General features: G+C 44.8%; 11 protein-coding genes. 6 read left to right on the forward strand and 5 right to left on the reverse strand.

Annotated features, from left to right (window positions below):
* Nucleotides 1-3: 3 nt before the first annotated feature.
* The 3 genes from KI659_RS01160 to KI659_RS01170 form a co-directional block, all read right to left on the reverse strand.
* Nucleotides 4-939, reverse strand: a complete 936-nt coding sequence (locus tag KI659_RS01160) for an outer membrane protein assembly factor BamD (protein ID WP_213944167.1) — start codon at nucleotides 937-939, stop codon at nucleotides 4-6.
* Nucleotides 940-1,009: 70 nt separating this feature from the next.
* On the reverse strand, nucleotides 1,010-1,723 hold the full coding sequence (locus KI659_RS01165; protein WP_213943506.1) for a T9SS type A sorting domain-containing protein: 714 nt from the start codon (nucleotides 1,721-1,723) through the stop codon (nucleotides 1,010-1,012).
* A 157-nt stretch (nucleotides 1,724-1,880) separates the two neighbouring features.
* Nucleotides 1,881-3,524, reverse strand: coding sequence for an OstA-like protein (locus tag KI659_RS01170; RefSeq protein WP_213943507.1), 1,644 nt, complete (start codon nucleotides 3,522-3,524; stop codon nucleotides 1,881-1,883).
* 48 nt (nucleotides 3,525-3,572) lie between these two features.
* Here KI659_RS01170 and tilS point away from each other — a divergent pair, with 48 nt between their 5' ends.
* The 5 genes from tilS (at nucleotide 3,573) to KI659_RS01195 (ending at nucleotide 11,042) form a co-directional block, all read left to right on the forward strand.
* Entirely contained in the window at nucleotides 3,573-4,901 is a 1,329-nt protein-coding gene (gene tilS / locus KI659_RS01175) for a tRNA lysidine(34) synthetase TilS (protein WP_213943508.1), read from the forward strand.
* Between the two features lie 2 nt (nucleotides 4,902-4,903).
* Complete coding sequence (locus tag KI659_RS01180; RefSeq protein WP_213943509.1) at nucleotides 4,904-5,419, forward strand: Crp/Fnr family transcriptional regulator; 516 nt, start codon at nucleotides 4,904-4,906, stop codon at nucleotides 5,417-5,419.
* A 151-nt stretch (nucleotides 5,420-5,570) separates the two neighbouring features.
* Nucleotides 5,571-6,509 (forward strand): malate dehydrogenase, encoded by a 939-nt coding sequence (mdh, locus tag KI659_RS01185; RefSeq protein ID WP_213943510.1) that lies wholly within the window; start codon nucleotides 5,571-5,573, stop codon nucleotides 6,507-6,509.
* A 128-nt stretch (nucleotides 6,510-6,637) separates the two neighbouring features.
* A complete protein-coding gene (locus KI659_RS01190; protein WP_213943511.1) occupies nucleotides 6,638-9,352 on the forward strand; it encodes a hypothetical protein in 2,715 nt (904 codons plus the stop codon).
* Nucleotides 9,353-9,377: 25 nt separating this feature from the next.
* Complete coding sequence (locus KI659_RS01195; protein ID WP_213943512.1) at nucleotides 9,378-11,042, forward strand: mechanosensitive ion channel family protein; 1,665 nt, start codon at nucleotides 9,378-9,380, stop codon at nucleotides 11,040-11,042.
* 46 nt (nucleotides 11,043-11,088) lie between these two features.
* Here KI659_RS01195 and KI659_RS01200 read toward each other — a convergent pair whose 3' ends face one another.
* Nucleotides 11,089-11,805, reverse strand: coding sequence for a TVP38/TMEM64 family protein (locus tag KI659_RS01200; RefSeq protein WP_246535247.1), 717 nt, complete (start codon nucleotides 11,803-11,805; stop codon nucleotides 11,089-11,091).
* 67 nt (nucleotides 11,806-11,872) lie between these two features.
* On the opposite strand from KI659_RS01200, the gene KI659_RS01205 reads away from it, so the two are divergent.
* A complete protein-coding gene (locus tag KI659_RS01205) occupies nucleotides 11,873-13,018 on the forward strand; it encodes a cystathionine gamma-synthase (RefSeq protein WP_213943513.1) in 1,146 nt (381 codons plus the stop codon).
* Here the strand turns inward: KI659_RS01205 and KI659_RS01210 are convergent.
* Nucleotides 13,015-13,845 (reverse strand): hypothetical protein, encoded by an 831-nt coding sequence (locus KI659_RS01210; RefSeq protein ID WP_213943514.1) that lies wholly within the window; start codon nucleotides 13,843-13,845, stop codon nucleotides 13,015-13,017. The genes KI659_RS01205 and KI659_RS01210 overlap by 4 nt on opposite strands.
* Nucleotides 13,846-13,847: the final 2 nt, after the last annotated feature.

Raw genomic sequence — 13,847 nt, forward strand, 5'->3', positions numbered from 1 at the left:
TTGTTAATTTCCTTGATTATCTGCGTTTCTAAGGGCTTCAGTAGCCTCTTTGTTTCTTTTTTCCTCTTCAGCGGCTTCCTTGGCAGCGGCCGTGCGCGCATCGTATTCTTTTTTAAGCTTCTGGTGGGCCACTAGCTCTGACTGGGTTTTGGTAAATAGATTTTCTACCTTTTTTCCGAATTCGCTGTTGGGGTATCTTCTTTTAAAAGTGTCGGCAAAATTAATGGATTGGTTAAGCCTCTCTTCTTTCTTGTTGAAGACACTTCTTTCGGCATATGCGGCACTCACTTCCACTAGTTTGTAGGCAAGCTCCTCGTTGTATTTGCTATCAGGATAGCTTTTAGCAAAATTCTGGAAGTTGATGATACATGCTCTGTAAAACTCACCTGGGAAAAGCCCTTCGGTAAGTCTGTAGTACATTTTGGACTCCTGGTAAGCTTTCTCCTCAAATCTCCTCTGAAGGTCATCGATCATGGTCATGGCCCGCTCGTATGAGTCAGACTGAGGAAAACGGTTGATGAAAAGCTGAATGGCATTTACCGCATCACGGCTACTTCTCTGGTCCAAGTTGAAATCTGGAGCGTCCAAGTAAAGTGCATAAGCGTTCATAAACAACGCCTCTTCAGCCATCGGGCTTCGGTTATAGGTGTCATAAAAGCTTTTGAAATAACCAGCTGCCTCTATGTAGCGCTTGATTCTGAAGTGGGAGTACGCATAATTGAATTCCGCCAATTCTGACCTTTCACTCCCTCTGATTACCGGCAGCACTTTGTCGTAAAGGATAATTGCTTTATTATAATCACCTTTTTCATAGTACTCATTAGCGGCACTATACAGTTTGTCCCAATCGGTGCTTTTCTCCAGTTTGTAGAATTTCCCACAGGAACTCACGGTTGCGGTAATAAGTAAAGCGATTATATATAAAGATACTCTTTTCATCATAATTTAAACTGCAAATATAGCGGATTTTAATTCTGTATCAAATTTCTAGGCAGGTGCTTGGCTGGTCCTATTTTTTCACAACGAGCTTCTTGGTGACAATATTTTTGTTATCCACAATTAAGGTGTAGAAATATACCCCCGGATTGAGGTCGGCCACATTGATGACAAGGCTGTTTTGCCTAGGGTCCAGCAAAAAGTCATAAACTGGATTACCAATAAAGCTGTTGACAACAATACGTGCATGCGCGTTCGGGTTTTTCAATTCGTAATCTATCTGTGCAATGTTGTTGCTTGGGTTAGGGTAGGCCGCTCCGATGGCGATATCCTTATGCTGTACCTCATTGCCACTGTCGCCATTGATCACGTTGTAGACTGCCTCCAGGATAAAGACATCCCGTGGGTTGCCCACATTGCTGAAGTGCAGGTCGAAAGTGCCTTTGGTTTCGGTGATGCCCAATTCAAACTCCAAGTATAAGTCTGTAATCAACTCGCCGGCTTTTAAGTTCAAATTGATTTTTCCCACATCCTTTTTCAGGTTGTAGCAGTTGTCGCCGATGCAAAGTTTGAGGTTTTGGCTCGAGCCAATGTTGCCGCGGAGAAACTTAAGCGTATAAGTTTTGTCTGAGCTAGATTCGTTTTGAAGGAGGAGGGATTTTCGCTGGATAGTATTGATCGGTCCAGTAAACTCAATGGCATCATTGAGCACACGTACCTGTCTGGCTTCGGCAGGGTACTGCACAAGCATTAAAAGCATGCAGAGGAAAACACAGAGACGGTTCATGTAAAGTTTAATCGATAAGCCTGGTAATCAATAGTGTTGCTAAGTAATATATACTATAAAACTACTGAGAAGGTTTGTACTTTTAAAGCATTATCGGTTAAATTTCGTTAACCTCTATGAAATTTATTTGCAACATGCTCGTTGCGGGCAGATAGCGTCATTCGTCCCTTCTGATCGGAATATTTAAGGGGATTTCCTGAATCAAATAGGGCTGTATCATCTCATCTGTCGGGTATGGTAGCCTGATTTCATACTCTTCAAAGTAATTGATTTCATCCTCTCTATTTCGGAAAATTGGGGTTCTCCAGGCCATCATCATATCCATGGTGGGGCGCTCATCTTCCCGCCAAACAAAGCCCTCCAGGCGCTCATCCTCTTTTTTGAACAAATGGGGCGGTTTGAAATTGGCCTCCGGCTTGCCGGCATGGTTGATCCTTTGTATCTGCCCCTGCTGAAAATGCATCATAATACGTCCACAAAGCAGGTTGTTGAGCCCCTTTAGTAAAGTGTCCTTTTCCAGCGCATAATAGAGGGATTGCCCGTTGCCTTCTACGTCGAGTTTGTGCATTTCGCCGTCGAGAAAGAACCCGGTCATCTTTCGCCCTTTTATCTGGTTGAAGTTGGAGAGGGTGTCTTTGGTGATGGCAAAGGTATTCCTGCGCAGGTATGCGCGGTCAATGTTTTCATTGGCAATGGTAAAATGGATGCTGTCCGCTTTAATCTGGCTTTTGTCATTCCAAAGCAAGGGGTCATCATACAGGTAGATGGTGGAATCCGAATAGATGTAGGCCAGGGAATCTGATCTTCCGGAGAGCTCCCCCTTGATCAACCTTACGTTTTTAAAGGCTGTCATGTACCGCTCGGCGTCAATCTCGCTGTCTTGGGAAATGAGCGTATCGGCAATCAGATACATGGTGTCTGCCTCGAAATATTTCATCACCAAGGCGTTGCCGTAAACTTTGGAATATTTCCGGTTTTCCCAATATTTGCCTTCTTCGCCGAAGACCTCCATTTTCCTTTCCTTGTTGTAAATGCTCACATTCCGCTGGGCTTCGTAATACTGCTCCTCCTCGTCAAAATACAGGATGTCCCCGGAAATAATGCTGGTTTCATTTTCCACATCTCCCTCGTAGAACCTGAACTTCTTGTTTTGGGTGTCGTAAAAACTGCCTTTTCGGGCATTGAGCTTGTCTCCTTCGATAGAGACGATGTTGGTGATGTCCACCGTCTCGGCGGTTTTTGGAATGGTGTAATAGAATAGGATGTTTGAACGCAGGGTATAATCCGGATTTACCAGCTCCACGTCATCGGTAAAGGTAATTTTCTCAATCTGGGTTTCATAAACGCCCTTGTCGCTGGTCAGGACGTTCATATCATCGATCACCCGGCCAAAGTTGAAATAATTGGCCACCCCGGTAGAGCGGTCGTAATCCAGGTAGTCGGTATAAAGGGTGGTTTCCTCATTTTTGAAAACCACATTGTTTCTAAGTTTGGCGATACGGGTATTCCCATCGTACTCGGCATAGCGGCTGGTGGTAGTCACAGGGTCCTGTTGATCCACGATGCGCACCTTCCCATATAACCGGGCAAAATTGTCCTGGCTGTAGAAATGGGCCGAGTCGCAGTAGATAAGGGAATTCTGATGCTTCATCCTCACATCGCCGAGCAATCTCTCCACTCCTTTGCCACCGTAAAGGTTTTCGGCGTTCAGGATTTCAAGCTGGTTATTGCCTTGTGCCCAGGCTTGGGGCAGGGCGGCGAGGATTAATATACAGCAGAGGAATATATTCTTTATGATCATTTCTTGAGACTAAACGCCAAATTTAATAGAAAATGGTATTTTTGGTTTATGCTTGACCATTTTATCCGTCATATACGGGAAAAAAACCTTTTGGATTCCAACAAAACCTATCTTATTGCTATAAGTGGCGGGTTGGATTCCGTAGTTTTAACCTACCTAATGCAAATGGCCAAAATAAAATTCATTTTGGCACATTGTAATTTTGGCCTTCGGGGAAAGGAAAGCGACGGTGACGAGCAGTTCGTCAGGGATTTTGCCGCCAAATTGGGAAAAGAAATATTTGTGCAGCATTTCAACACAAAGGGCTACGCATACGAAAACTGCATTTCCACCCAGATGGCCGCCAGGGATCTCAGATATGGCTGGTTTGATTCCCTAGTCGAAGAGCAAAAACTGGCCGGTACGGTCGTTGCCCACCATTTGGACGACCAAGTGGAAACCATCATGCTGAATTTGCTACGGGGGACGGGGATTGAAGGGCTTTATGGAATGGCTGAAGTAAAAGGTGAATTGATTAGGCCACTTCTGGCTTTTTCCAAACAGCAATTACTGGACTTCGCCCAGCAGGAAGGCCTTTCTTGGAGGGAGGACAGTTCCAATCAGGACAGCGACTATAAAAGGAATTTCTTGAGGAATAAAGTGCTGCCATTGCTGACAGAGGAAGATCCTGCTGCCATGGAAGTAATGATCAGGAGTTTTGGAAGGGTGAAAGATACCGGTAGGGCCTATTTTCATTTTCAAAATGAATGGCTGAAGGGTCACTTGCAAAGTGAAGGGGCGTTCCAAAAGTTGTCCATACCTGACTTGCTGAAGATCCCTGGATTTAAAAGTGTGCTTTTTTACTGGTTAAGGGATTTTGGGTTCAATTATTTTCAGGTAGAAGATTTGGCCCAGGCTATACGCAATAGAAATACTGGGGGGAGTTTCCATTCTTCGCAAGCGGTTTTGAATATCGATAGGGAGTTGTTGATCCTTGGCAAAAAACGAGAAAGCTCGAAGGAAAGCCAGCTTATTGCAGCCTCCGATCAGGGGTTTGAGATAAATGGAGAGAAATTTGAAATGTCGCTTACACCTTTCACCCAGCTGGATACCAGGCCCAGCAGCGGGATGTTTGACCTGGATAAGGTTGAATTTCCTCTGGAGTTGAGAAACTGGCGGGAAGGGGAGAGATTTAGACCCTTGGGCATGAAGAATTTTAAGAAAATCAGTGATTTTTTAATAGATTTGAAAGTTCCCCTGATTTACAAAAGTCAGGTAAAAGTACTATGCTCCCGTGGGGAGGTCATGTGGGTGGTAGGTTACCGTGTGGATGACCGCTACAAAGTTGAAAAAGGGAGCAAAACTGTATTGCACATCAAAAAAACTGAAAAAGAGTAACCATGCTAAACCCGTTTAAGAAAAAATACACCGAGTCTGAGTTGGAAGTTTTTGACTTTTTGTCCAACGTTCGCTACTTTGAAGGGTTGAGTCATAGTGAATTGGAGCGATTTCTGCCGGCTATCCATTACCGCAAGTATGTGAAGGATGAAGTGGTTTTTTTCAGCAATGACCCGAGCGGGGCAATTTATATCATCAAGCAGGGTAAGGTTAAGCTGACCATTGATATCAAGGATGACTTTGAGACCATCATGAATCTGGAGGAGCCTGCCTGTTTTGGGGAAAATGCCCTCCTGGAGGATAAAAAGCGGCTCTATACGGCAATCATTGCCTCCGAGCAGGCCGAACTGATGGTGTTTCCTAGCTATGCGATCCAAGAGGTTTTTGCCAACAACTCACAGATAAAATCGAAAATGATTACCTCTTTGGCAGAATACTATAATGACAACAATTTAAGGATGTTCAAATCCTACAAATCTTCCTTTGGCTTTTTTAACCTTTCCCAAATGTTTGAGTGATGATTTCTGTTTTGAAGAGAAAATGTTTTTTCATTTAAAAGTAAGGCACTTATCCGCCAACTATTCTTCTGAAAACTTTAAAAAGCAGGCATTCTTTAATATCTTAGCGGAGCATTTCAAGTTTTTAACAAATTAATCCATAACATATAATATGACTAAAGTAACCGTAGTTGGAGCTGGTAATGTTGGTGCAACCTGTGCCGATGTATTGGCTTATAGAGAAATTGCCGAAGAAATCGTATTGGTAGATATCAAAGAAGGCGTTGCGGAAGGCAAGGCTTTGGATATTTGGCAGAAAGCTCCTATCAATGTCTATGATAGCAGGACTGTAGGAAGCACGAATGATTATAGCAAAACTGCTAACTCTGATGTGGTGGTAATCACTTCAGGTCTTCCAAGAAAACCGGGGATGACCAGAGATGATTTGATCGAAACCAATGCCGGTATTGTGAAGTCTGTAACCGAAAATGTGATCAAGCATTCTCCAGATGCCATCATCATCGTGGTTTCCAATCCTTTGGACGTGATGACTTACCAGGCTCACATCACTTCAAATATGCCAAGAACAAAAGTGATGGGTATGGCAGGTATCTTGGATACTGCCCGTTACAGAGCTTTTATCGCTGAAGAATTGAACATTTCACCAAAAGAAATCCAGGCGATCCTAATGGGTGGTCACGGCGATACCATGGTGCCTCTTCCTAGATACACTACAGTTGCCGGAATCCCGGTTACGGAATTGATCGCAAAAGATAAATTGGATGCCATCATCGAAAGAACCAAGTTTGGTGGCGGTGAATTGGTGAAATTGATGGGTACTTCTGCATGGTATGCGCCAGGTTCTGCTGCCGCCCAGATGGTGGAATCAATCGTCAAAAACCAAAAAAGAGTATTCCCGGTTTGTATCAAGCTTGACGGCGAATACGGGATCGACGACTGCTACCTAGGTGTACCAGTGATCTTGGGTAAAAACGGTATCGAGAAAGTAATCGAACTTGACCTGAACGAAGACGAAAAAGCGCTTTTGGAAACTTCTAGAACTCACGTGAAAGAAGTGATGGAGGTGTTAGACAATTTGGCTAAGAAATAAGGTCAAATTCCTATAAATTAATGGATTCCCGGCCGATTAGGTCGGGAATTTTTATTTATTTGCAGCTGGGTATAATTTCAGAGACTTTTCCCAGTTTTAATTTCACAGAATCCTAACCTTTCCTACCAGTGAAAACTGCCAAGTTGCTGCTTGCTTTTTGTCTTTTGGTCATCGTTACCGGCGGTGTCTATTACGTTGGTTTTTCAAGCCACAAAAAGAACTACCGCTTTGAGGAACTTGTCCCCGCAGATGCCATCTTGCTTTATGAGTCCACTGACCCCATCCATGCCTGGAACCAACTTGTGGATCAGCCCATATGGGCAAGACTTTCCGAAATAGAATCACTCAAGAAACTTGAATCCCAACTCGTGTCCTTGGACAGCCTCTTGGGTGGTGGTGGACAACTGGACCGCTCGCTGAAAGGGAGCCAACTCGGGCTTTCCCTACATGCCGTGGGTAGGGAGGATTTGGGCGTGCTCTTCGGGCTTGCCTTCAAAAACACCAGTGACCGTGAAAAATTCCTTTCCAATCTCGAAGACAGCTTTTTGGAAAATATCACCAAAAATTCCCGCGCCTATAGCGGAGTGAGGATTTTTGAGCATAGGCTGGAAGAGGACAGGACCATTTCCCTGGCATTTATCAATAATACCTTGGTAGCCAGCTATACCTCATTTTTGGTAGAAGATGCCATCAGGCGGGCCCGTTCCAGTGAGCAAAAAAGCTTTAAAGAAGAATTCAGCGAATTGTATGATTCCAAAGCTACAGCTGATGGCGCTGGTTTGTTGAGGCTAGGGACGCCCGGACTGGCTAGGCTCATCCAAGCCGTAAACCGGGATGGAAGTATGGATGTGGTAGAGGTGTTTCAAAAGAACAAGATGTCCGCCAACCTGAATGTGAGTTTCAGCGACGGCGCCATCAATCTTCATGGGCTGAGCTTGTATCAGGATGGAAACAAGGTGAAATTCCCAAGGCTGGAAGGCAATAGGCAACATGTATTTGGTGCTATCACACCAAACCGCACGGCACTTTTTACCCAATATAAAGTAAATGACCCCCGACAGATCCATGATATTTCTAACAAGGCATTTGATGCAAAAAGTACGCTGGCGGGGGATATAGATAAGAGCTTTTCGAAAGAGCAATTCTTCCAGAATCTTACCGGTGAAGTGGCATTTCTTCATATGGAGGAGACTGGTGTAGGTTCAGGTGATAAAATATTACTGTTGAAAACAAAGGAAATGCCCGTTCAGCTCCAGCACCTGAAGGATTTTTCGGCTACAAATTCCGTTAGCAGTGTATATGACTATCATAGAAATAAGGAAATCTTCGCTATTCGGGATGAGGAGTTTCCGGCTCATCTTTTCGAGGGACAATTCATAGGGTTCCCAAACACCTTCGTGACCTTTCATGAAGACGTTCTGGTTTGGGGCAATAATATCCAAGCCGTACGCAGGTTTTTGGATGATCTGGAAAATGATAATACCTGGGGCAAAACCTTGTCCCAGAAAAGGATAATGGAAGCTGTGGATAAAAGCTACGGTTATAACTTTGTGGCCAATGTTCAGCGGGTTTGGAATGGCCTGCTTCACCACGCATCCCCTTCTTGGTCATCCACCCTTCAGAAATTCGCCCCCCAGATCAAGGCCTTCGACGTACTTTCCGTTAAGCTGGAGGACAAAGGAAAAAACCAAGACATACAGATTCAGTTGGGATATGGTTTGGCACCCGTCAGGGCAAGTAAGGATATATTCTTGGAGGAAAACCTGTCTGTTACTTTTAATGCCGACCTAACCTACGGACCCAAGGTCCAACGTAATTTCACGGACGGCAACGTGGAATTTTTGGTGCAGGATGAATGGGACAGGGTGCATTTGGTAACCCATGATGGGGATTTGGTCTTCAGCCAGCGGATTGATGGCCCAATCAAGACGGAGATTTTCCAGATGGATTATTATAAAAACGGAAAGCTCCAGATGGTTTTCGCCACAGAGAGATACATATATGGACTGGACCGTCTTGGCAATCCTTTGCCCAATTTTCCCTTTGAGCTTCCCAATGCCCAAGCGATTCAATTCGTCAACCTTTTGGATTATGAAAACACTCGGGATTACAGGATATTTGCATCCTCTACAAGTGGGGGGCTATACCTTTTTGACAAGCATGGTGAAATTTTAGACGGCTGGTCACCCAGAAATACCTCTGGGCCCTTGTCCAGCAAACCAGCTCATCACACCATTCCAGCTATGGGGGATTTTATGGTGGCTTTGAATCAAAACGGACAATTGCATATGTTCAATAGAAAAGGGGAAAGCCAATTTGGGGAGCCTCTGCAACTGGGCTCGGGTGTGAATACCAATTATGTCCTTCAGCAGCGCGGCCGCACATCTGAAAGCCAATTGGTCACCGTCACCGATGAGGGTGAGGTGATCCGGGTGAACTTTAAAGGGGAATTTACCGACCGAAAACAACTTCTAAGACCCGACAGAAGCAGTTCCTTTCATTTGGTGAAAGACCAGGCGGCTGACCGATATTTATTTGTGGTGCATGATTACAACAAGGTGACGGTGATGGATACCGAAACCAATGTGCTGTTTGAGAAAAACCTTTCCTCGCCAGAATTGAAGTTTCAACTGTTTTCTTTTGGAGGGGATAAGAATATCTTTGTGGTCATCGATGGAAATCAGGAATTCATCTACCTGTATAACTTAAAGGGGGAACTGTTGAACACCAAGCCGTTGAGTGGAGGCAGTCCCGTCGATATCCGTTTTTCATCGAGCCGAAACGAATACAGGATCTATAATATCCACGAAAAAACATTCTTCGAATTTAGAATGCCGTACTAAGGCAGTTGCCTAAAAGAATTAAGTAATGAGATTATTGAAATGTTTGCTTTTCAGTCTGATTGTATCAGCATTGATTGTGCATCAAGGACAGGGGCAGGTATTTTCCGATCAGTCCATGTTGCCGGTGGACCCGGCAGAATATGACAACTTATCTACTCCTTATAATACCACGCTGACGTTTTTATATAACCTGCAGCAGGATACATTCCGGCCGGAGGTTGCGGCAAGAGCTTTGGAAACGGGTAGCGTACCGCATAAGGACGCCCAAGATTTGGCCATTAAGCTAAAGCAGATTTTTGATGGAAACGGTGTGCTGGTAAGGATGGGAGAAATCCCAACACAAGCTGATTTCCGAGACAGCCTGCATAACCAAGAAGCAAAGTTCTTTTTTGATACCCACCGCTTACCAAGGGTTTTCCTGGAAAAGGTGGACGACGAATGGAAGTTTTCCCGCTTTACGGTCGAGCATATCGAGGAGCTACATGCGGAGACCTATCCTTTGGGCACAGCAACTTTACTGAATGTACTTCCCCAATTAGGCGAAAAACAGTATGTTGGCTTGCAGCTTTGGCAATTGATAGGCCTATTCCTTCTCATCCTGTTGATTTTTACAGCCCACAAAGCATTCACCTTTATTGTGGATAGGGTGCTTTTCTTTGTATTGCAGAAATCAGGTTATGGGGAAGTAGCCGAAAAATACCTGCTGCCCGTAGCCAGGTTAGTGAGTATTTATTTGATTGTGGTGCTGTTGGCGATCTTTATCCGAGTCCTACAGTTGCCAATAGAGGTGGTTTCATGGGTGGTACTGCTGCTGAATGCTGCCAAGCCTTTCATTGTAACTATTATTTTCTACAAGCTGGTAGATATTATTTCGCTCTATCTGGAGAAGTTGGCTCTTAAGACGGAGTCTACGCTGGATGACCAGCTGGTTCCTTTGGTTCGAAAAACCATGAAGGCCTTTGTGGTGGTCATCGGGGTCTTGTTTATTTTGAAAGATGGCCTTCAGGTGGATATTGTGCCGTTCCTTACAGGTTTGTCCATTGGTGGTTTGGCTTTTGCCCTTGCCGCGCAGGATACCATCAAAAACTTCTTCGGATCGGTGATGATTTTTATCGACAAGCCTTTTCAGGTGGGGGATTGGATCAGCAGCGGGGATATTGACGGGACTGTGGAGGAAGTCGGTTTCCGCTCTACCCGCGTGAGGACCTTCCGGAATTCCCTGGTATATGTCCCTAACGGAAAACTGGCCGATATGACCATTGACAACCATGGGCTTAGGAAGTACCGCAGGTTTAATACTACCCTGACCATTACCTACGACACTCCGCCTGAGCTGGTGGATATGTTTGTGCAGGGATTGAGGGAGATGGTGGTCAAGCATCCATCTACACGAAAAGATTACTATAACATTTACTTCAACAACCTTTCAGCCTATAGTCTTGATGTGATGTTCTATGTGTTTTTTGAAGTGGGCACCTGGCAGGAGGAATTGCAGGGCAGACATGACCTGTTGATCCAGACGGTGAAGTTGGCCAACAAAATCGGGGTAAGGTTCGCCTTCCCTACGCAGACTTTGCATATGGAGACCTTCCCTGAGAAAAAAGGCTTTACGCCAACCTACGAAGGGGACAACTCCAAGTATCAGCAGAAATTGAATGAGTTTATCCAGACGGAGTTGAATAAGAATTGAGGAGGAGCTCTGTGAAACTCCGTGCCCCTTTTAAATCCCTAGCCTGTTATTTACTAGCTTTGACGAAGTTTAGAACTACTTTGGTGATGCCCCAAATGCTGAGCAGGAGTAGGGCAAAGAAGATGAGCATTTGGTAAAGGTTGTTGCCTTCCCTGAAGGCCTCAAGCATAGATTTGGCCATGATGCCAGTGGTGAAGGCCAGAAGTGTTCTCGGCAGCATTCCCAGAAAGCCCACCCAGATCACTTTTTTCAGATCAGCTCTCAGCAGCGCAAATAGGAGGTTGGAAAGAGCAAAGGGGATGATGGGGCTGATGCGGACAAAAAAGATCAGCTGGGACACTTGATCCTGCTTTTCAGCAATCACCTGTCGGGCCTTGGGGTATTTTTCCAAAAGAATTTCCAAACTGTTATGGTCCAACCTTTTTCCCAACAGATAACCTATGGCTGTGGCAAATAGGTAGGCAACCGCCAAAATTGGGAAAGCCTCCCAGCCAAACAAAAAACCAGTGATGATCGCCACCAGGGTGGTTGGCATCAAGGCCAGTCCCATCACACTGGCAGAAATGATTAAGAAGGGAAACAGCACGTTAAAATCGAGTACATCAACCATCCGTAATTTTTCAGTATTGTTGTAAAGGTGGTTGATAAAAAAGAAGCTTCCGATTGAGGGCATAAAGCTTACCCAGGCCATTGCCCAAATAATCACCGGGTTGGAAGTGAGTATAAGTTTTATGCGTTTGAAAATAGAATCTTTTTTACCCATATTTGGGGCAAATCTAAGTGTTTTTTAAAACCACACCTCTTTTCACCTTTAAATTATTAGATTCAACATGAAATTTGGAACCAAAGCCATACATGCAGGGGTAAAGCCTGATCCTACCACAGGGGCCATCATGACGCCCATTTACCAGACCTCTACATATGTGCAGAAGTCTTCCGGTGACCACCAAGGTTACGAATATTCCAGATCACACAACCCCACCCGTACGGCTTTGCAGGAGAGCTTGGCGGCCTTGGAAAACGGCAAACATGGACTTTGTTTTTCCTCAGGTATGGGCGCTATTGATGCGGTGATCAAGCTGCTCTCCCCGGGTGATGAGGTGATCAGTACCAATGATCTTTATGGAGGCTCCTACAGGATTTTTACCAAGATTTTTGTCAAATACGGCATCAAATTCCATTTTGTTTCCATGGCCGACCCGGCTTCCATTGAGCCTTATATCAACGAAAATACCAAACTGATCTGGACAGAAACGCCTACCAACCCGATGATGAACATCATTGATGTGGAGGCCATTGCCAAAATTGCCAAAAAGCACAATATCCTGCTCGGGGTGGACAATACGTTTGCAACTCCTTACCTACAAACCCCCCTTGACCTCGGAGCTGATCTAATCATGCACTCTGCTACAAAATATTTGGGCGGACATTCAGATGTGGTAATGGGGGCATTAATCGTCAATGATGATGAACTTGCTGAAAGATTGGCCTTTATCCAAAACAGCTGTGGAGCCGTGCCAGGTCCCCAGGATTGCTTTTTAGTGTTGAGAGGTATCAAAACCCTGCATTTGCGGATGGAGAGGCATTGCCAAAACGGGAAAACCATTGCTGCCTATCTGCGCACACACCCCAAGGTGGAGAAGGTCTACTGGCCAGGCTTTGAGGACCACCCTAACCACTCAGTCGCCAAAAAGCAGATGAGGGATTTTGGTGGGATGATTTCATTTACCCTCAAGGGAAATAAAATCGAAGATGCGACCAAGATTCTGGAAAGTCTCCGCTTGTTTTCACTGGCCGAATCCTTGGGAGGTGTGGAATCGCTATGCGGCCATCCGGCTACCATGACCCATGCGAGTATACCCAAGGAAGACAGGGAAAAGGTGGGCTTATCCGACTCCCTGATCAGGTTGAGCGTGGGGGTGGAAGACGCCGAGGATCTAAAAGATGATTTGGCCGCCGCTTTGGAGAAAATCTAATTCAAACGTTCTGTAAACAATTCTTTACTATGGCTGATCACTTTGGTGGTCAGCTTTTTTTTGTCCTTTTTGATGGTGTCCAGCAGGGTTTTGTATTTCTCTCCTATACTTTCCTTCTCCGAAAAGAAATAGGTTAGCTGCTGGAATAAAAGATGATTCTGATACCACTTTAGCAATAAATTGCTCAGCTTGTTCAGGTCATCGTGGATGGGATTGGTAAAAACAGGGTTGAGGCCCGAGACAATCCGGAAGTTTTCAACCGCAATGATGGTTTGCAAGGATTCGTAAATGTCCTTGATGGAGATGGCGTCCATCTCATGAAGGGAGTCGAAGTGGGAATACTCCACCTCCTCATTGATGATTTTAGTAGTGGCGGTATTGATCATCAAAGGTTTCAAGCCTTTGCTGAGCTTGAGTACCTCATCATAAAGCTCTTCCCAGGCATTGTGCGGAAAGCGCTGAAGAAGATCAAACACCTCCGAATAAAGCTCTTTTTTCTCTGTTTCCAAAAACTGGCTAAACGAATTGAAATTTTCACCTCCGCCTTTTCTGACAAACTCATCCCGGATCAATTTCAAATGGAGAACTTTCTTCAGGCATTTGAAAAGATGGGAAAATGGCTTGAACAATTTGAATTTCAGGTTCTCCTCCTCAAAGTGGATCTTGGCCATAAGCTGCAAATAGATCTCGATGAAGATGAGTTTTTCTTCCAGTACAATGACTTTTTTGGTTTTCATGGCCTTGCACAGCTCCTCAAAAAGCCGATGGCCCTCATCATATTGCTGGGCGAAAAGCTGAAATACAGGGGAGATTTTATCCGGATTCATCG

It is taken from the genome of Litoribacter ruber, from assembly GCF_018449405.1.
GTDB classification, from domain to species: domain Bacteria; phylum Bacteroidota; class Bacteroidia; order Cytophagales; family Cyclobacteriaceae; genus Litoribacter; species Litoribacter ruber.